Annotated in this window: 17 protein-coding genes; 11 read left to right on the forward strand and 6 right to left on the reverse strand. The window is 71.2% G+C overall.

All coding sequences use genetic code 11. The features are described from left to right. The 6 genes from tssE to M2351_RS37610 all read right to left on the reverse strand — a co-directional run bounded on the left by tssE (position 1) and on the right by M2351_RS37610 (position 4,518). Positions 1-474: a type VI secretion system baseplate subunit TssE gene (gene tssE, locus M2351_RS37585; RefSeq protein ID WP_264661080.1), complete on the reverse strand. Its 474-nt coding sequence runs from the start codon at positions 472-474 to the stop codon at positions 1-3. 121 nt (positions 475-595) lie between these two features. Further along, positions 596-1,093, reverse strand: coding sequence for a type VI secretion system tube protein Hcp (locus M2351_RS37590; RefSeq protein WP_264661081.1), 498 nt, complete (start codon positions 1,091-1,093; stop codon positions 596-598). Positions 1,094-1,182: 89 nt separating this feature from the next. Continuing rightward, positions 1,183-2,652: a type VI secretion system contractile sheath large subunit gene (tssC, locus tag M2351_RS37595; RefSeq protein WP_264661082.1), complete on the reverse strand. Its 1,470-nt coding sequence runs from the start codon at positions 2,650-2,652 to the stop codon at positions 1,183-1,185. Between the two features lie 40 nt (positions 2,653-2,692). After that, complete coding sequence (gene tssB / locus M2351_RS37600; RefSeq protein WP_264661083.1) at positions 2,693-3,241, reverse strand: type VI secretion system contractile sheath small subunit; 549 nt, start codon at positions 3,239-3,241, stop codon at positions 2,693-2,695. Between the two features lie 182 nt (positions 3,242-3,423). After that, positions 3,424-4,059, reverse strand: coding sequence for a hypothetical protein (locus M2351_RS37605; RefSeq protein WP_264661084.1), 636 nt, complete (start codon positions 4,057-4,059; stop codon positions 3,424-3,426). A 126-nt stretch (positions 4,060-4,185) separates the two neighbouring features. Beyond that, entirely contained in the window at positions 4,186-4,518 is a 333-nt protein-coding gene (locus M2351_RS37610; protein ID WP_264661085.1) for a hypothetical protein, read from the reverse strand. Positions 4,519-4,657: 139 nt separating this feature from the next. On the opposite strand from M2351_RS37610, the gene M2351_RS37615 reads away from it, so the two are divergent. The 11 genes from M2351_RS37615 to tssA all read left to right on the forward strand — a co-directional run bounded on the left by M2351_RS37615 (position 4,658) and on the right by tssA (position 19,579). Then, the gene (locus M2351_RS37615) at positions 4,658-5,428 is read left to right on the forward strand and encodes a hypothetical protein (RefSeq protein WP_264661086.1); all 771 of its coding nucleotides are present in this window, start codon (positions 4,658-4,660) and stop codon (positions 5,426-5,428) included. A 2-nt stretch (positions 5,429-5,430) separates the two neighbouring features. Then, complete coding sequence (locus M2351_RS37620) at positions 5,431-7,371, forward strand: hypothetical protein (RefSeq protein ID WP_264661087.1); 1,941 nt, start codon at positions 5,431-5,433, stop codon at positions 7,369-7,371. Beyond that, a complete protein-coding gene (locus M2351_RS37625) occupies positions 7,371-9,422 on the forward strand; it encodes a PP2C family protein-serine/threonine phosphatase (RefSeq protein ID WP_264661088.1) in 2,052 nt (683 codons plus the stop codon). Before M2351_RS37620 ends, M2351_RS37625 begins: the two co-directional genes overlap by 1 nt. Beyond that, positions 9,419-10,015 carry a transglycosylase SLT domain-containing protein gene (locus M2351_RS37630; RefSeq protein ID WP_264661089.1) on the forward strand — a complete coding sequence of 199 codons (597 nt, stop codon included), beginning with the start codon at positions 9,419-9,421 and terminating at the stop codon, positions 10,013-10,015. The genes M2351_RS37625 and M2351_RS37630 overlap by 4 nt, the downstream gene beginning before the upstream one ends. A 10-nt stretch (positions 10,016-10,025) precedes the next feature. After that, entirely contained in the window at positions 10,026-10,607 is a 582-nt protein-coding gene (locus tag M2351_RS37635; RefSeq protein WP_264661090.1) for an SPOR domain-containing protein, read from the forward strand. Between the two features lie 195 nt (positions 10,608-10,802). Further along, a complete protein-coding gene (locus tag M2351_RS37640; RefSeq protein WP_264661091.1) occupies positions 10,803-11,558 on the forward strand; it encodes an SPOR domain-containing protein in 756 nt (251 codons plus the stop codon). Further along, the gene (locus tag M2351_RS37645; RefSeq protein WP_264661092.1) at positions 11,555-12,004 is read left to right on the forward strand and encodes a hypothetical protein; all 450 of its coding nucleotides are present in this window, start codon (positions 11,555-11,557) and stop codon (positions 12,002-12,004) included. Before M2351_RS37640 ends, M2351_RS37645 begins: the two co-directional genes overlap by 4 nt. A gap of 42 nt (positions 12,005-12,046) precedes the next feature. Beyond that, positions 12,047-13,390, forward strand: a complete 1,344-nt coding sequence (gene tssK / locus M2351_RS37650; RefSeq protein WP_264661093.1) for a type VI secretion system baseplate subunit TssK — start codon at positions 12,047-12,049, stop codon at positions 13,388-13,390. 16 nt (positions 13,391-13,406) lie between these two features. After that, on the forward strand, positions 13,407-14,282 hold the full coding sequence (locus M2351_RS37655) for a DotU family type IV/VI secretion system protein (protein ID WP_264661094.1): 876 nt from the start codon (positions 13,407-13,409) through the stop codon (positions 14,280-14,282). A 13-nt stretch (positions 14,283-14,295) separates the two neighbouring features. Then, positions 14,296-18,456, forward strand: a complete 4,161-nt coding sequence (locus M2351_RS37660; protein ID WP_264661095.1) for a type VI secretion system protein — start codon at positions 14,296-14,298, stop codon at positions 18,454-18,456. A 16-nt stretch (positions 18,457-18,472) separates the two neighbouring features. Then, on the forward strand, positions 18,473-19,579 hold the full coding sequence (gene tssA / locus M2351_RS37665) for a type VI secretion system protein TssA (RefSeq protein ID WP_264661096.1): 1,107 nt from the start codon (positions 18,473-18,475) through the stop codon (positions 19,577-19,579). The last annotated feature ends 1 nt before the right edge of the window (position 19,580 follow it).

Below are 19,580 nucleotides of genomic sequence, written 5' to 3' on the forward strand. Positions count from 1 at the left end.
TCAGCTCGCCTGCGTGTCGGACGGCGTGCGCGTGGCGCCGAGGCCCACATCGAACACCAACTGCTCGGTGACGCTGCCCGCGACCACGTCGCCGGAGATGCTGGTCACCAGCGTGCCCCGCCCGGTGCCGGGCGATACGGACACCCGCGGGCGTTTCAGCCGCGGTTCGAAATCGATGATGGCTTGGCGCACCATCTGCTCCACCCGGCGCTGGTCGGTGAAGGAGGCGGCGTCCAGATGCGCGATGTTGCCGATGCCGTAGTCCAGCACGGTGCCGCCGAGGCCCGGTCGGCGTTCGCCGGCGCTGCGGCTGTCAAGCAGCCGGACGATCTCGCGCTGGATCGAGGCCTTCAGGTCGGCCATCGACAGCGTGGTCATGGACGTCTCGTCGGCGCTCGGCTGGTCCGGCTCGAAGTCGATCAGCCGTTCGAAGAGCAGGCTGCGCCCGCCGGTCATCGTCCTGGGTTGGCTCACGACCAAAATTCCGGCTGGTTGGCTTGATGAGGAGAGGGGCCTGCGGGTTGGTGCGTTCGGCCCAAGCGCAACCCCCTCACCCTAACCCTCTCCCCGGAGGGGAGAGGGGACCTCTGCACGCTTAGGCGCTTTCCTTCACGCGGCCGGTCAGCAGGTTGAAGGACACGCCCATCGAACCGCCGGTCTTCTTGTTCTTCTCGTCCTGGAGCTTGTAGACCCAATTGATCTCCGTCGCGTTGATTTCGATCGACTCGGTCGTGTCGCCTTCGCTGACGCTCAGCGAATGCTTGGAGAGCATCGGGCTCGTCAGCTCCAGGGTGAGGAACTCGACCCACTGGAAGTTGTCGTCGCTCAGCGGCTTCAGGCAGTGGATCTTCCAGACCTCATCGCTCTGGGCGCGCAACAGGCGGCTGATCAGCTTGGGCGAGGCGAGGTCCCACTTGCGCTCCAGGGCGATGTTCTCGACCTTCGGCGTGTGGACGGTGCGGCGAGCGTTGGTGCTCACCTCCATTTCCACGTTCATGTCGTGCGACAGGGACTCGCACAGGATCATCTTCTGGTAATTCTCGACCTGGCATTCGCCTTCGATCTTGGGAATCTCAAGAATAACCATAGACATGAGGGTTCACTCCGGACGATGGGACGCGTGCGTCTGTGTTGGGATCGGTTGGGTCCTCCGGGCATCCGCCTGGAGGACCCTTTGACGACTTAGGCTTCCGGTGCCGGCAGTTCGGCGACCATGCGGATCGACGCCGACAGCTCTTCCAGCTGGAAATGCGGGCGCAGGAAGACGTTGGCGCGGAACACGCCCGGCCGGCCCGGAACGTCGTAGACGTCGATGCGGGCTTCGCGGAGCGGGAAGCGGGCCTTCATCGCCTGGCCGGCGTCGTCGTCCAGGAGGACGTAGTTGGAGATCCAGGTGTTCAGGTAATTGTCGATCGTGCCGCGCGTCTGGAACGAGCCGATCTTGTCGCGCAGCATCACCTTCAGGTAATGGGCGAAGCGCGACGAGACGAGCATATACGGCAGCATCGCCGAGATGCGGGCGTTCGCGTTGGCCTCGTTGGTGTTGTAGACCTTCGGCTTGTTCGCCGTCTGGCCGCCGAAGAAGGCCGCGTAGTCGGTGTTCTTGCAGTGCACCAGCGAAATGAAGCCGAGGTCGTTCAGCTCCTTCTCGCGGCGGTCGGTGATGGCGATCTCGGTCGGGCACTTCAGCGCGACGTCGCCCTCATCGGTCTTGAAGGTGTGGCTCGGCAGGCCCTCGACCTTGCCGCCGCCCTCGACGCCGCGGATCGCCGCCGTCCAGCCGTACTTGGCGAAGGAGTCGGTGATGCGGGCACCCAGCGCCCAGGCGGCGTTGCCCCACAGGTACTTGGAATGGTCGCGGCCGTCGGTGTCCTCGACGAAGTTCACGCCCTCGACCGGCACGGTGTTCGGGCCGTAGGGCAGGCGCATCAGGACGTGCGGCATGGCCAGCGCGACGAAGCGCGAGTCTTCCGACGCGCGGAACGAACGCCACTTCACCATATCGGCGGTCTCGAAGATCTTCGCGAGATCGCGCGGGGCGCCCAGCTCGGCGAAGCTCGCCATGTCGAACAGCGCCGGGGCAGCCGCGGCGATGAACGGCGCGTGCGCGGCGGCAGCGACGTTGGAGACTTTCTCCAGCAGGGAGATGTCCTGCGGGTGGCGGCCGAACTCGTAGTCACCGATCAGGCAGCTGTAGGGCGTGCCGCCCAGCGTGCCGTATTCGGCCTCGTAGACCATCTTGAACAGGGCGCTCTGGTCGAACTCGACCGCGCTGTCCAGGTCCTTCTGCAGGTCCTTGCGGGAGACGTTCAGGACGCGCAGCTTCAGCGTCGTCGAGGTCTCCGTGTTGGACACGAGGTAATGAAGGCCGCGCCAGGAGGCTTCCAGCTTCTGAAAGTCCTCATGATGCATGATCTCGTTCAGCTGGACGCTGATCAGCTCGTCGATCTGGGCGATGCGCTGGTTGATCGCCTCGACCACGTCGATGGCCGACGCGTCGCCGGTTTCGGCGAGCACCTGGTCGACGAATTCGGTCAGAAGGTCGCGGGCATAGGGACGCTGGCCCTCGTCGCGCGCCATCTTGCCTTCGACCATCATGCGGTCGAGCAGGGACAGATTGGCGGCGCTCTCAACGGACGTTTCCGTGCTCACCTGTTCGCTCCGTGAATGCGGTTCAGTAGGGGGCGGGGGATCAGGCCGGCTCGCCGGCGGGCTCGCCCGCGGCGCCGTCCGTCGGGCCGCCATCCGTCGGGCCGAGAAGCTTCTTCAGCTCGTCCTGCTGCTCGGTGCTGGTGATGACGTCGTTGAGCAGGCCGTTCAGCTCGTCGTTGCCGTCGAGCTTGGTGAGGAGGTCGGACAGCTTCTGCCGGGCCTCGAACAGGCGCGACAGCGTCGGCACCTGCTTCAGCACTTCCACCGGCTGGAAATCGTCGATGTGCTGCATGTTCAGCAGGATGTTCAGCTTTCCGCCGTCTTCCTGCAGCTTGTTGTCGACCTGGAAGGCGAGGCGCGGGGCCGTGGCGGCCATCACGTCGTTGAAGTTGTCGCGGTCGATCTCGACGAACTTGCGCTCCTTCAGCTTGGGAAGGGGCTTCTCGGGCTTGCCGCTGAGGTCGGCGAGCACGCCGACCAGGAACGGCAGTTCCTTCATCTCGATGGCGCCGCCGGTGTGGACTTCGTAGGTGAGCTTGACCCGCGGCGGGCGGACGCGCTCCAACTTCTTCTGAGTGCTCTCGCTCATGATCTGACCACCTCACATGGTTGTGCGCGTCGCGCGCCGACTGAAGAGCTTCGTCATCATTCGAATGGCACTCGTCGCGAGGCCAGCCGAGATGGACCCCAATTGGACGACATCGCGGTGGAACACCTCCGTTTCGGAGGGATTGCTGGAACCGCGAAGCATCGATCTGGATTCGTTGACCGTCAGTCCCGCAGGTGCTGGAGCAGGAAGTTGCGGGCCTCCAGCAACTGCCCCATCCGCTCGGCGCTGGACAGCAGGCCGGTGTCGGGATGGAAGATCGGGGCCAGCGTGCGGAAGCGGCTGTTCACCGCCTGCGGGTCCAGGCCCCACTCGTGGGTGAAGCCCAGCACGTAGGTCGCCTGCCAGGGCTTGCGGATGGGCTGGCGCAGCGGCCGGAAGGCCAGCGTCTCCAGCGCCGCGGTCAGTTGTTCCAGCCGCAGGCGGCAGCGGCTCATCTCCGATTCTACGGCGTTCAGCTCGCCGGCCGTGATCAGCCGCGCGCCGTCGATGCTGCCGACCGTCGCGGCGACCCAGGCGGCCTTGCGCACCGTTGCGGCGTCGAGCGGCGCCTCAAAGCGCACGCGCAACTTCGGAACGACGCGCACGCGGCGCTGGCGCCCGCTCTTCAGCGTCACCGTGCGGTGGGACACGTCGACTGTTTCGGGGCTGCCCGGATCGGGGAGTGGCGCCAGCGCCTCCGGCCCGATCACCGTCAGGCAGGCGCGGATAAGGGCGGGAACGGTCATGCCCCGCGTCGCCGCGGCGGATTCCACGGCGGACAGGAGGGAGTGCTGGCAAGGCGCGGTGATGGTGGGCAAAGGGCCTCCGGTCGGCACGGCGTTTCGCAGCGCACCGTGGGCGAAAGCGGCCGTCCGGCGGTATCGATTGTTGGTCCACATCCGGAGGCAGGCCCCTGCAACTGCGTCCGTTGCGGAGCGAAGCGGTTACCCCTTTCGGCGCTTCGCCTCCTGCACCACGTCGCGGGCCGCGGCCTCCACCGCGTCGGTGCGGCGGCGCAGCCGGTCCTCCCGCCGCTCCGCGTCGAGCAGCGCGCCACGCAGCCGGTCCACCTCCTCCACCAGCGACGGGGCGACGGTGCCGCGGTCGGTGTAGAACAGCCCGACCTGGATGACCTCGTGCAGGGAGGACCCGGCCGGGAGCATCCGCTCCAATGCCGCGAGCGCCGCCAGCCGTTCGCCCGGCGCGTCGCTCTTCAGCCGCGCCAGCACGGCGTGCAGGCGGGCGTCCGGCTTGGTCGGCTGGCGCTTGGCGCTCATTCCTTCCCTTTCTCTGGTGCGGCTTGCGGGGATACCCCGAGGCGGCCGGCCGCCACAAAAGCGGATCGAACCAACATGGCCCAATCTACCGGGGCCTGCCGGTGTGAAAGCCGTTATAGCCGGAATCGGGAGGCTGGCGATGCTCTACGGTTTCGGGCGCCTGGCGCTGGTGTTGTGGCTGTGTGCCGTCGGAGGGCAGGTGTTTACGCTGTTCGCCTTCCACAATGCGGTGGCGGAAGCGCACACCGCGGAAATCGCCGCGCGCGTGACAGCCTTGGCGGGCCGTGTCGCCGCGACGGCGGCGGAACGCGCGGCCATCGGCTTTCCGCTGGCCTATCAGAATGACCTGCAACGGCTGATCGAGCTGGTGTCTTCCGGCAGTGGAGGCGTGCGCCTCTACGTCGTCGACCAGCGCGGGACGGTGCTGTTCGGCACGGACCAGAGCGCGGTCGGCGCGCCGGCCCCGGCCTCCTGGCTGGCCGGCGACGGTGCCATTCCGGCGGAATCCTGGGACCTCGCCGACCGCGACGGCGTGCTGGTCGGCGTGCCGGTGGTGGACGCCGTCGGCAAGCCGAGCGGCGCCGTGCTGGGCCACGCCCCGCAGCAGGACGCGCGGGTGGAGGTTCTGGCCGCGCTCCGCGAGACGGCGAGCGTCACCGTGGTCTTCCTGATTGCCATCGCCGGTCTTGCGGTCATGGGCACGCGCCTGCTGCTGTCCGACACTTGCCGCTTCATCCGCAAGCGGACGGAGGTCTACGCGGCGGAGAACCGGCTGCTGCAGGCGGACGTGTCCGCGGTGCCCCAACAATCTCTGGCACAGCCGCTGTCGGCCGTGCTCTCCGGTCTGCGCGCTGCGGAGGCGGAGGCCGCCCGCATCGACGACGCGCCCGCCGGCGCCGGGAGGGCCTGAGCATGGATCCGAAGGCGCTCCGCCCGATGCGGCGTTTCATGCCGCTGCTGGTCATGGTGGTCGTGGTGCCCTGGCTCGCCACGCTGGCGGCGGCGCTGATCGCGGCTGCCGGTCTGGCCGACCGCGGGGCGGCATCGCGCGCGGAGATCGTCGGCCTGGGCATCGCCCACGACCTGGAGAAGGCGCTGGCGCTCGGCCTGCCGCTCGACCGCATGGCGGGGATGGAGGATTACCTGGGCGAGGCCGCCGCCGTGTTCCCGGAAATCGACCTGATCCTGGTGGTGGACGGTGGCGGCCGGCCGCTGTTTCAGAAGTCCAACGCCGCGCGGCCGGAACTGTCGATACGCCTGACCCCGGCCGAGACAGATTGGTCCGCCCTGGGGCTCAAGGTGCAGCGCTTCCCGGTGCGCAATGGTGTTTCGGCGGCCGGGGAAGTGTTGCTGGGCCGCAGCGCCGTCTCGCAGCCGGCCAACGCCCAGCGCATCTTGATCGACTTTGCCGTGGCGATCAGCATCGCGCTCGCCATGGGCGGACTGCTGCTGCGCGCCATGCTGCATTCCCTGGTGGTCGCGCCGCTGCGTCTGGTCGCAGCACTGGAATCGAACCTCGCGCGGTCCGCCTACGACCGCATCGCACCGCCGGTCGAGCAGAGCCTGATCGGCAGGCTGCTGGCCGAGATGAACCGTGTCGTGATCACCGTCAACGACCGGTTCGCGCGGGTGCGCAGCTACCTGACGGAGGTGCGCGACCTCAGCTTCAACAAGGCGGCGGCGGGCCAAGTCGCCCCGCTGATCGCGCGCGTGGAACGGCTGGGTGCCTTCGCCCCCGACCGGCTGGCCGCGCTGTCGCCCGGCGGCAGCGATCCGCTGCCCCACGTTGCCCTGTTCGCGGCGGGCGTCGTGCTCGCCGTCGTGACCGCGGTCGCGGCGCAGCGCCTCCCCCTGGGGCTGGCGATGCTCGGCGCCGGGGTGGGAACGGCGTTGGCAGTGCCGGTCGCCCACGCGCTCGGCCGCCGCGCGGCGCCGGTGGCGGTCTTGGCCTATCTGCTGTGGGCTGCGCTCGTTTGGGCGCTGTCGCGTTTGTCGGCGGGAACGCCTGTGCTGCTGGTCGCCGTCGCGGGGGTCGGCGGACTGGCGGCGGTCCTGTCCGTCCGGTCCGTGCGCGCGGCCGGAGACTCCCTGCGCGCCGGCCAGACCGTGTCGGCCGCCGCCGGCCTCGTCGCCGGCGCTGGCCTGTCGGTGCTGTGCGCCGGCGGGGCGGTCCTGGAGATCGGGATGGTCGCCGCCGCGTTGGCGACGCTGGTCGGGGCGACCGTCGCCCTGCGACTGGAGGGGCGGAGCGGACCGGCGCTGCCGCGGGTCACGCTGCGCAGCCTGCTGGCCCCGGATCGCTGGTGGTCGGCGGTCACGGCGCGCCCCAAGGGTTGGGCCTTGTGGCTGGTGACGGTCCTGGCGCTCCTGTGCCTCGGCCTGCCCAGCGTCGGCGAGGCGCCGGATCTCCGGCACAGCGCAGAGCTGGTCTGGCTGCACGCCATGCCGGCTTGGCTGGCCGCCATCGTCCTGGCGGCCATGGCGCCGCGCGGCGCTGGTGCCACGCTGGCGGCGCTGGGCGGAACGGCGGTGGCCGGTCTGGTTTTGGCCTTCGGTCCGGTGGAGCCAGGGACAATGACCGCGGTCGTGGTCGCCGCCGCGTTGGGGATCGCGCACGCCGGGCAGGCCGCGACCGGGGAGGCCGGCGCCCTCGTCGCCGCGCGCGCCGCGCTGACCCTGCTGGGCGGTGCGGTCGTGGTCTGGATGGGGGCGGGAAGCGCGCTGCTGCCCGTGGCGGTGTCGGCGCTCGGCCTTTTGGCCGGCATCGCTGTCCTGCCGCCGCTGGCGGTGACCGCGTGGCGTTGCGCGCTGCCGCGCCGACGCGCGGTTGCCGCGTCCGGGGAGGCGCTGTGATGTCGGTGCTGGTGATAAACGGACTGCGGCAGCGGATGACGGCGGTGGCTGTCGGCGCGGTCCTCGCGATGCTGGCCACCGCGGCCGGCTTTTCGCTGCTGCGGACGGAGGTGGTGTCCTCCCGCCACGCGGAGGAGGAGGCGCGGCTGGTGCAGCGCCTGTGGGAAGGGCTGCTCGACCAGACCGCCGCGGCGACCAAGGCGGCCGTCGGCGACCCGCGCCTGACCACGGCGCTGGAGCGCGGCGACGCGACCGCGGCGGCCGAGCGGCTGCGCGCGCTGGAACTGACCTCCGTCGCCCTGCTGAACGGCGCCGGGCAGACCCTGCTCGGCGTGCCTGCGGGAGACGCAGCGCGGCTGATCGACGAGCGGCGCATCGGGCAGGTGCTGACGCAGAACTACGTTCATGACGGTCTGGTGCTGTCCGGCGGCACCGCGCAGCTTCTCCTGGCGCAGCCTTTCGGCGCACAGCGCCCCGCCGACCGGGTGGTGGTTGCGGTCCGGCCGCTGACGGACAGCCTGGAAACCCTGGCCGACGTGCATGGCGGTTCCGCCTACCTCACGGACGCCGATGGAAAGCTGTACGGGCACGCTGGCCCGCTGGCCTGGAACGACGTGCGCCCGGCCCTGCGCACGGACGGTGCGGAGTCCGCCCGCGCGACCATCGCGGAGCGCGCCTACGACATCCGCAGCCTGCGCCTGCCCAAGGTGGCCGGCGCGGGGGCGGAGGGCGGGACGACGCTGTTCCTGGTGACCGCGCGTGAGACGACGCTGGTCGCCATGGCCGACAGCCTGCTCGACACCACGACGATCCTGGTGGTGCTGACGGTCCTGGCGGCCGGGACGCTGGGGCTCGACTGGTTCTTCCGGCGGACCTTCAACCCGGTCTACGCCTCCATGTCCGCCCTGTCGGCGCTGGCCGCCGGGGACACCAGCGTGGCGGTGCTGGGGGCGGAGCGGCACGACGAGGCCGGGCAACTCGCCCGTACGGTGGAGGTGTTCCGCGACCGCAGCCGCGCGCTGCGCGACGCGCAGGAGCGGCGCGCCCGCCACTGGCTGCGTCAGCAGGCTTTCATCCGCAAGCAGATGCTCCGCCTGGCCGAGACCCTGCCGGAGCAGGGGCAGAGGGAGTTGCTGGCCGACCTCGCGCGGATCGAGGCCGCGGCGGCGGAACGGCCGGGCGGCGACCGCGCCGACGACCCCGGCGCGCTGGCCGTCGCCTTCGAGGTGATGGCGGAGCGCGTGCGCGACCAGCACGCCGAACTCGACGGCATGGTCCGGCAGCTCCAAGCCGCTCTGAACACCCGGACGGAGTTGCTGGAACTCCAGAAGCAATTCGAGATCGCCCGGCGCATGCAGGCCGCCATGCTGCCGGCCGACCTGCCGAACCTTCCGGACCTGGAGGCCGCGGGACTGATGCGCCCGGCGGCGGAGTTCGACGGCAGCTTCTACGACTTCTTCCAGACCGCCGACGGGACGCTGGTCGTGCTGCTTGGGCAAGTGTCGGGGGGCGGGCTCGCCGCCGGCTTCATGACGGTGACGGCGCGCGCCGCGGTGCGCACGCTGGCTGAGGCGGGGCAGGGCCCGGCGGCCTGCCTGAGCGGAGCCAACCGCCTGCTCGCCGCCGACAACGCCGCGGGACGCGCCATCGGGCTTGCCATGGGAGTCGTGGCCCCGCGCTCCCGCCGGCTGGTCTTCGCTGCGGCGGGCATGCCGGAGCCCTTCATCGTGCGCCGCTTCGGCGACGTGGTGGACCTGCCGGTCGAGGCCAACCCGCCGCTTGGCCTCGACGCGGGGATGGCGGTGACAGAGACCGCGCTGGAACTGCCCGTGCCGAGCACGCTGGTGCTGTGCAACGGCGGCTTGCTGGACGGCGCCAACCGGTTTGGCGTGGGGTTCGGGCGCGCGCGCATGACGGACACGCTGGGCAACCTCGACGACCTGTCGGCGCACAGAGTCGCGGCGGCGGTGTCGGCGGCGCTGGCCGAGCACGCGGGCGGCGCGCCGATGCCGCAGGACCGGCTCTGCGTTGCGCTGCGGGTGCGGGCATGATCGGGCGTGGCGCGATGGCGGCGGCCCTGGCATTGTTGGCGTTGTGGGGCGGCAGTGCATCGGCGCAAATGGCCGCTCAACCGCCGGGTGGGCCGGCGCTGTTCCAGTGCACCCGGCATTTCCGCAACAGCGAGGCGATGTACGGCATCCCCCGCGGCATCCTGCACGCCATGAGCGTCGTGGAATCGGGCCGCGCCGGCATGCCCTGGCCCTGGGCGCTGAACGTCTCCGGCATGCCGCGCTTCCCCGCCACGCGGTCGGAGGCGCTGCGACTGATGCACGACGAGGTCGGAACGCTGCGCGCCGACGTGGCCGTGGGCTGCATGCAGATCTACACGCGCTGGCACGCCGGGTCCTTCGCCGCGGACGAGGACATCCTCGACCCCGCCATCAACGTCACCTACGCCGCCCGCTTCCTGCGGGAACTGTACGACCGCCATGGCTCCTGGACGGAGGCGGTGCGCCGCTACCACGCCAGCGACCCTGCGGCGCAGGACACCTACCTCTGCCAGGTCCTCGACCGGCGCGTCCGGCTCGGCTACCAGCGCCCGACGCCGGACATGCAACGCCTGTGCGGCGGGAAGCCGTCGTGAGGGCGCGGCGATGAAGAAGGTCCTGATCGTCGTGGTGGCCGTGCTGCTGCTCGGCCTCGCGTTTGGGGGAGGGTACCTGCTGGCCGGGGGCGGACTGCCGGGAGCGGCAGACGCGAAGACCGCCGAAGCCGGCAAGGATGGCGCGCCGTCCGCCAAGGGCTCTCCGGCAAAGGAGGAGCCTTCTCCGGCCGCACCGGCCAAGGATGGAAAGGCCGCCGAACCGAACAAGGCGGACGCACCCCCACCCCCACCGGGACCTCCCCCCGTTCCTGTGCGACCGATTGCCATGCCCGCCAAGGGCGAAGCGCGCTTTGCCGTCGAACTGGGCGTGTTCCGCTCCGCCGAGAACGCCCAGCAGTTCGCTGCGGCGCTGGCCGAGCGCAAGCTGCCCGTGGAGATTGTGGAGACGGTGGACGCCGCCGGGCAGACCTGGCGGCGGGTGCGGGCCGGCGCCTTCGCCGACCGCTGGCAGGCAGAGGCACGCTTGGTCGAGTACGACCGTATTGCCGGCCTCAATGGCGTGGTCGTCGAAGAGCTGGCCTTGCCCCCAACTTCACCCGTGGCTCCGGCGAAGCCAGCCGGCGGCGAATGATCCAGATCGGACCAACGGATTAACCCGGCGGAGTTGCAGGCTTTCACGGCACCGGAGGGGTTGTCCGGGCCGCCCCTCCCGAACTGCGCCAGAACGAACCAGACAAGGCGCAAAGATCCGCGCGCGGGATGCTTCAATCACGCTGGAACTCCGCCCATCCGGCGGGACGGACCGATGCATCTCAGGGGCTTCGCGATGATGACGATCACGCTCGGGCGATGGCAGGTGGCGGCTCTGGCCGGCAGCCTCTTCGCGCTCGTCGTGGTTGCCGTGTTCTCGGGCTTCCTGCTTGCCACCTACACAATGGCGGGCGCCGGCCCGTCCGTGGCGTCCGCCGCATCCGCGCCATCGCAAGCCGCAGCCGGCGGCGACCTTGCCACCGCGGCCCGCCAGCGCCTGAAGAACAATTACGAAGCGAACCGCGCCATCGTCGAAACCGCCGACGAGGCCGGCGACGTGGTCCGCGAGGGCAACGCCATGTTCGTCGATCCCGTGGCCAAGGGCGCCGGCGCGGCGGCCCGCCGCTTCCTGCCGAAGTGGATGAGCAGCCAAGTGGCGCGAAGCATCGACCGCGCGAGCTTCCACGCCAAGGAGAAGTTCGCCTACGGGGTCGAGGACTCGGTGGAAGGCTCGCTGAAGGACACGGTCTACGGCGACGGCACCAGCCGGGTCACGGCCGCCCCGCCGCCGCGGGTCTACGCGGTCGAACTTGGGCGCTTCGCCACCTCCTTCAACGCGGAGTCCTTTGCCGCCGCTGCCGCCCAGCGCGGCGTGTCGGCCACTGTCGATTACGCGCCAGAGTCCGGCCAGTCCGCCGCCTACGCCGTGCGCAGCGGCCGCTATGCCGCCGCCGACGAGGCTTCCGCGGCGCTCGACGCGCTGTCGCGCTCGGCCGGCGTCTCCGGAACCGTCGTCACCCTTGCCGAACCGGGAGCGCGTCCCGCGCCATGATGCCGTTCATCCCCCCACGCCTGCGCGGCGCCGCCGCGCTTTCCCTGGCCCTGCTGGCGACCGCTTGCGCGGACAAGCCCGCGGCCCGGCTGGACACGGTGTCGGTCACCGTGGCGCCGGCCGCCAACGACACCACGCCGGTCGCCATCGACATGGTGGCCGTGCGCGACAAGGCGCTGGTGGAAAAGCTGGCCGCCCTGACCGCCGCCGACTGGTTCGGCCAGCGGGAGCAGACCTTGCGCGACCACCCGACCACGGTCGGCGTGACGAGCTGGGAGCTGGTGCCCGGCCAGAAGCTCCAGGCCGAACTGCCGGACCAGGAACCCGCCTGGGCCATCCTGGTCTTCGCCAACTACGCCACACCCGGGCCGCACCGCCTGCGCGTGCCCGACATCCGAACGCTGACCCTCACCGCCGGGGACAAAGATGTCGAACTGGCTCCCTGACGCAAGCACCACCGCCTGCCACCGCACCGAAACGAGGACCGCATGACCGACGCGCGCGACATTCCCGACGCGATCGCGTGGCACGACGGCATGCTGCTGGCGCCCCAGCATTTCCAGCAGCAGGCCCTGCGGCACGAGCGGCAGCTGACCTACCACCTGCGCCACGCGCGGCCCTTCCACTGGGGCGTCTCGCACCTTCAGGTCGACCGCGTGCAGCTCGTCTCCGGCCTCGTCCAGGTGCGGGAGCTGGAGGCGGTCATGCCCGATGGCTTGGTCGTGGACTATCACGCCGGTGCGGACGAGCCGCTGGAGGTGGACATCTCCGCCTACGCCGACCCGGTCGGGCAGACGCAGATCACCATTTACCTGATCGTGCCGACCGCGCGCGGCGACCGCGCGCCGGGTCCGGGCGAAACGCCGCGCTACGTCTCGGTGGAGGGCGCGCCGGTGCCCGACCTGCACGGCGGGGAGGAGGTGCAGATCGCCCGCCTGCGCCCGCGGCTGGCCCTGTTCGCCACCACCGGGCCGAACCAGAAGCCGCCGCAGAAGTTCGTGTCCATGCCCATCGCGCAGGCGACCTTCCGCAACGACGCCTTCGTGCTGACCGACTTCGTGCCGCCGGCGCTGGCCGTCACCGCCAACTCCTCGCTCGGCCGGCTGGGGGCGGAGGTGGTGCGGCGCGTGCGCGAGAAGGCGCTGTTCCTGGCCGAACGCTCCGGCGTCGGCAGCGGCAACGCGACGACGGAGCTGGCGGAGGCGGCGCGCGTGGAGATCCGCAGCCTCGTCACCGGCCTGCCGCCGCTGGAGGCGCAGCTGGGCGTCGGCGTTTGCCACCCCTTCGACGTCTACCTGTCGCTCTGCACGCTCGCCGGCCACCTGTCGGCCTTCGCCAGCGGCGCGGTGCCGGCCAAGCTGTCGCGCTACGACCACGACGACCCGATGGCCAGCTTCGGCGAGGTGCGCGACTTCATCCTGCGCATGATCGACCGCGTGAAGGAAGGCGTCGCCCGCATCCCCTTCACCTTCGAGGACGGCATGTTCGGGCTGCCCATGGAGGAGGCTTGGCTGAAGGGCCGGCTCGTCGTCGGTGTGCGTGGCCCGGCCGCTGCGTCGGTCAGCGAGGTCGCGGCCTGGATGGAGAACTGCATCGTCGCCTCGCGGTCGAAGCTGGAGGCGCTGTCCGGCCTGCGCGTGAAAGGCGCCGACCGCATCGCGCTGGACGACAGCGGGGAGGGCGGGGTGGCCGCCCCGCGTGGGGTGGTGCCCTTCGAGGTGAAGGTCGATCCCCGCTACATCGCCCCCGGCGAGCGGCTGGAAATCTGGAACCCGGACTCGCTGGGCAGCCGCTTCCGCCCCGTCGAGATCACGCTGTTCGTGACCGCCTGAGGAAGGACCTGACCGCATGCTCCACCGCCGAGACCTGGTCGACCATTTCCTCGCCTTCGCGCGGGAACTCCAGCAGCACCGCGCCGCGATCGAGAACGGCCGCGCCAAACCCGCGCGCAAGCCTGAGGGTGGCGCGGAGCCGGCCGAGGCCTTGCCGGCTTTCCTGACGGAAGACGTGCTGGCGCTGCCGGCGCTTGGCGCCGGGCCGTCTGCCATCGGTGTTCCTTCACTGGCGCTGGAACCCGACGCGGAGATCGTCATCCGCCGCCTTCAGGACTTCTTGGAGGCACAGGCGGTCCAGGTCGGGCGGACCGCCACGGACCTGATGATTAGCCAACACCGCGAGGCGCAATACGCCATGGCGGCGCTGGCCGACGACCTGTTCATCCACGACGTGGAGTGGACCGGGCGGGAGATCTGGCGCGGCGTCCTGCTGGAGCAGGCGCTGTTCCGCACGCGGCTGGCCGGCGAGCGGGTGTTCGACCGGATGGAGGCCCTGCTGGCCAGCAACGACCGCCGGCTGGTGCAGTTGGCCGCGGTCTATCTCTGCGTTCTCGGCATGGGCTTCAAGGGGCGGTACCGGGTGCCGGGCGGCGAATCCACGCTGCGCAACTACAGCGCCCGGCTGTTCGAGTTCATCGCGGGGCGGGAGTCGGAGTTGGGTGCGGGCCTGCTGCCGGCCGGACGGACGCTGATCCCCGCCGCCTACGCCCACACGCTGACCGACAGCAAGGCGCGCACGCTGGCGCGCGGGCCGCGCTGGCCGGTCGTGCTGGGGGCGATCGCCGGGGTGTGGCTGGTTCTGGGGCAGGCGCTGTGGTGGATGTCCACCGCCCAGCTGTCGAGCGCGGCGGATGCGGTGCTGCAAGCATCGCTCCGCGTGACGCGCTGAGGAGGGGACGGCCATGGACATCCTCGCATCCGTCCTCTCCGGCATCGCTGGCCACCAGCTGTGGTTCTTCGCCGGGTTGCTGGTCCTCGTCGTCCTGATCATCGTCGTCATGGCGGTGATCCTGATGCGTGGGCGCGCCGCCGCGTCCGCTCCGGCCCCGGCCGAACCCGCGGCCCTGCCGCCGCCGGACGCCGTGGCGGAGGAGGGCGCGTCGCCGTCGGTGCCGGTACCGGCTCTGCCGGACGTCACCATGCGCGACATCCGGCGCCTGTTCCGCGCCGGCCTCGCCGCCTACCGCGAGACGCTGTCGCGCAACGTCTATCTGGTGCCCTGGTATCTGCGCACGGGCGTGGTCGCCTCCGACGACGCCGGCCTGCTGGGCTGCGCAGAGGAGGTCCGGCCGCCGGTGGTGGCCGACCGTCACGCCGGCTTCTCCTGGCGCTTCTACGACCGGGCGGTGGTCATCGACGTGGACGACCCGCGCGCCGCCTGGGGCGGCGTGCTCGACCAGCTGGGCCGGCGCCGGCCGATGCTGCCGGCCGACGGGCTGATCCTGACCGTTCCGCTGGCCGAGCTGGACGACGTTCGCCGCGCCACTGCGCGCGGGACGGAGCTGTACGCGCGGCTGTGGGAAATCCAGCGCACGCTGGGCTTCGCCCTGCCGGTCTATGTTGTCGTCACAGGCTGTGAGGCGGTCCCCGGCTTTGACACGCTGGCGGATGTGCTTCCCGACGCGATGACCGGCGGCATGCTGGGCTGGTCCAGCCCCTACGCGCTTGAGACCGCTTTCTCTCCCGACTTCGTTGGTGAGGCGATGCAGACGGTGGCCGACGGCATGCTGGCCGTGGAGCTGGAGGTGTTCGGCGCCTCCGCCGCGCCGGACGGCGGCCCGCTGTTCGCGCTGACCGAGCGGCTGACCGGGACCGAGGCCGCGCTGCGGGCCATGCTCGGCACCGCCTTCAAGCGCACCGCCTACCAGGAAACGCTCTACGTCCGCGGCCTCTACTTCACCGGCCGCCCCGACCCGGACGCGCCGGCCCTGTTCGGCCGCGACCTGCTGAACCGCAAGATCTTCCCCGAAGCCGGGCTGCCCAAAGCGACGCGTGCGCTGGCCGCCTCGCGGGCGTGGCGCCGGTATGCCTGGCCGGTGGGCACCGGGCTTGCCGCGGCGACGGCGCTGCTCCTGCTGTGGATGGGGGTGCAGCGCGCCTCCACCCTGTCGGATCGGCTGGTGCCGATCCTGGCGGACATTCCCGGCAGCCTCCAGCAACTGGCCGACCAGCGTCCGGCGGTCGAGGCCGGATCGCCGCTGACCGCAGCTTACAGCGACCCCGCCGCGCGTTTCGTGCAGGGCGTCTCCACGCTGTCCGTGGACTGGAGCTTCAACCCGTTGCCGGCTTCCTGGATCAGCGGCGTGCCGGGCGGGGTGTCCGGCGCGCTGGCGGTCGGCTACCGTCGCCTGGCGCTGTCCACGGTGCGCGACGTGGCGGAGGACCGGCTGCGCCGCCTGACGCGCGACGCCGGCACCGGCCCGGTGGGCGTCAGCGAGTTCGAGCGGCTGCGCGCCTTCGCGGGCGAGGTCGGCATTGCGGAGGGGCTGGCTCGCGCCTACAACAACGTCGACGCCCGCGACCCGAACATGCCGCTGGACGAGCTGCTGGAGTTCGCGCTCGGTTCCGGCGTCGCGCGCGGCTTCACGGCGCGGATGCGCGGCTGGGGCTTCGACCAGCCTTCGAATGGCAGCGGCATTCCCGCACCCGGGCCGGGGGCGCAGCGGCCGATCGACCTCGCCGGCTATCGCGCCGAGGTGAACCGCCGCTTCCGCCAGTTCGCCGACGCCTACCTGCGCGACCTCGCCATCGGCGGGCTTGCCGCGGCTCGCCTGTCGGTCGCCGCCAACGAGCTTGAGCTGCTGGCCGGTGGCGCGCGCATCGGTGCCGATGCTGCCGCCTCTTACACGGAGGTGCTGTCGAGCCTGGAGGACGCCTCCCGCGGCTTGAGCGCCGAGCGCGGGGCCTGGGTCGGTGCCAACGGCCCCGTGCTGCCGCCGGAGTTCGACACGCTGCTCGGCCAGCTTGAGAAGTCCGATCTGCTCGGCCCCAACCTGCGCGCCGACGTGATGGACTTGGCGCAGCGCCGCTATGACGAGGCCGGGGTGGGCTCGCGGACCCTGGATTCGGTGATCGGCCGACTGCTGGTGCAGGCACCGAACGGTGGCGCCCGCCTCGCCCCGGCCGCGGAGCAGCTGCGTCGGACCCTGTCGGTGTGGATGGGCCGCCGCTTCGCGCGCACTGCCGATGGTGGCGCCGTTGCGCCGATCACGTCCGGCGCCGGCGGTTGGGACCGGGCGGCGCTCGACACCATCCCGCCGCTGGTCGAGGACTACCTGCTGTTCGACGCCAAGGACCTGCCGCAGGCCCCGGCGGTGCTGCGCGCTTCCATGAAGGCGGCGGCGCAGCACCAGCTTCGCCGCGCGGTGGAGCAGATCCTGGCCCGCGCGCTGGTCGGCAGCCCGGCCGGCAACGGCGTGGACCGGGCCGGCGGGCTGGCACAGTTGCGGGAATCGGCGCGCGCCCTGCGCGTGGCCTTCCCGGTGCTGGCCGAGACCATGCAGTCCTTCCGCCAGATCGGGCTCGGCGCCTCGGCCGACACCATCCGCGACATCGTTGCGCGGCAGGCCAACGCGGTGCTGGCGCAGGCCGACCGGCTGCTGGAGGGCGATCAGCTCTACAAGCCCGACTCCCACGCGCTGGACGTTTGGGTGGACGGCCCGCTGGTGCCCTACACGCTGTTCGGGCAGGCGAACCCCGGCGGGCTGGCGCTCTACCTCGGCAACGCGCGGCAGGAGGTCGCGACGCTCGCCCACGACATCGCCGCCCCGGTGGTGGAGATCCTGGAGCGCCCGGTGATGGGCGCCAACAAGGGAACGGGCGTCGCCGCGAAGTGGTCGCGCATCATCGCGGAGCTGGACAAGTACGACGGCGGCCGGCCCAACAGCTCGCTGTCCCAGTTGGAAAAATTCGTGACGGTGGAGTCCGCCGCCATCGACGCCAACGGCTGCCAGGGGCTGGGCGGCATCGACGGGCCCTCGGGCGACTTCTTCCAGGGGCGTCTGGTCGAACTGAAGCAGTGGATCGCCAACCGCTGCCGCCTTGCCGCCGACGCCCGCGTCTACGACGCCTATGTGGAGTTGGCCGGGCAGTTCAACGAGACGCTGGCGAACCGCTTCCCCTTCGCGACCGCGCTGAACGCCGACGCGGCCGACCCGGCGGCGGTGCGTGTCTTCTACGACCGGTTCGAGGCGCAGGGCGAGTTCCTGCTGAATGGCCTGCGCCGCGGCGAGCGCTTCGGCGCGACGGGGCGCGACGCGCTGCGCTTCGTGGAGACCATGGCCCAGGCCCGGCCTCTGCTGACCGCGGCCATCACCACGGACCAGAGCGGCGGCCTGTCCATCGACCCGGCCTTCCGCGTCAACCGCGACCGCGAGGCCGGCGGCAGCGACATCATCGAGTGGCGGCTGTCCACGCCCAACGGCGCGGTCTCCAGCATGCCGCCGCGCAAGCCGGTGCGCTGGTACCCGGGCGACAAGCTCTCTGTGACGCTGCGCTGGGCCAAGGATGGCACGGTGCTGCCGACCGCGGGGGTCGGGGTCGGCGCGTCGGTGGACGGCCCGTCCCTGCGCTACGACTTTGAGGGGCCGTGGTCGCTGTTCGCGCTGGCCCGCCAGCACGCCGCCGCCCAGCGCGACCGCCGGCCGGGCAGCGGCGACGAGCCTCTGCTGATGTTTGAGGCGACGGCGCAGACCGAGAAGGCGGGTGAGAAGGCCACCACACCGACGGCCCTGGTCCCGGCGGCTGCGGCCCAGGTGGCGGTCCAGAAGCCCAACGTCCGAGTGTTCATGGCGCTCACCGTGAAGCGCACCGTCAGCGTCGACGGCAAGCCGACGCGGGAGGAAAAGGTGGCCGTTCCGGCGCTGCCGGTCCAGGCCCCGCCGCTCGCCCCCGTTGGCGTGCCGCGCCGGCCGAGCCTCGCCAACTGGCCGGGCCAGTCCGGCGGGGTGGCCCCGGCCGACCGCGCCTTCTTCGACCTGGGCGCCCCGGCCGCGGATGCGCCGATGCCGCGGCCGGCCGCGGATGCGCCGATGCCGCGGCCGGCCGCCCTGCGCACCTATTGACCCCGGTGGCGAGACCATGACCGACACGTTGCTCACCCACCGACCCGCCGCCGCGCTGATCGACATCGACGCGCTGCTGCAACCCATCCCCGGCGACGACCCCGCCGGCGAGGACCTGCGCCACGGCCCGGAGTTCGACGCGCTGAACGAGGCGCGTCGGATGGACGACGAGCTTGACCAGGGCATCTGGCAGACCGCCGTCAAGAAGGCCGACTGGAAGGGACTCGTCCAGCTGGCGACGGAACTGCTGGAGACGCGGACCAAGGACCTTCAGGTCGCGGCCTGGATGGTTCAGGGGCTCGGCCAACTGCACGGGCTGGCCGGGCTGGCGCCGGGGTTGCTGCTGGTCCACGGGCTGGTCGAGAATTTCTGGGACGGCCTCTACCCCCGCATCGAGGACGACGACGTGGAGCCGCGGCTGTCGCCGCTGGTCTGGCTCGACGACCGGCTGGCGCGTGACCTTATGGCGACGCAAATCACCATGCCGGAGCAACGCGGCCGCGAGACCTTCCGCTTCCAGGACTGGCAGAACGCGCAACGCCTGCACAAGCTGGCCTCGCGCGACCACCGCGCCTATCAGGCCGCCGTGTCCGACGGCGAGGTGACGGTCGAGCAGATCGCCGCCGACCAGGATCGCACCTCTCCCGACTTCTACCAGACCCAGTACGGCCACCTGCGCGACGCGGTCATGGCCGTGCGCGCCCTGGTGTCGGAGCTGGACGGCGTCGCCGGCCGCTCGGCGCCCGGCTTCACCAACCTGCTGCGCGCGCTGGAAAGCCTGATGCAGTTCCACCGCGAGGCCTTGGGCAAGCGCGGCATCGACCCGGACGGGGCTGCCGCGGCCGAGGACGTGGAACAAGAGGATGTTCCGGTGGAAGGGACGACGTCGCATTCGGCCTTCGCGCGGCCCGGCGGACCGCGCACGCGGCAGGAGGCCTACGCCATGCTGCACCAGATCGCCGACTTCCTGGCGCGGGAGGAGCCGCACAGCCCGACCTCCTACCTCGTGCGGCGGGCTGCCGGCTGGGGCTCCCTGTCGCTGCCGGAGCTGTACGCGGAGCTGCTGGGCGACAGCGGCGAGGTCGGCCGAATCTTCTCCCTGCTTCGCCTTGAGGAGCGCTGAG

The sequence above is a fragment of the Azospirillum canadense genome, from assembly GCF_025961225.1.
In the GTDB taxonomy this organism is placed as follows: Bacteria; Pseudomonadota; Alphaproteobacteria; order Azospirillales; family Azospirillaceae; genus Azospirillum; species Azospirillum canadense.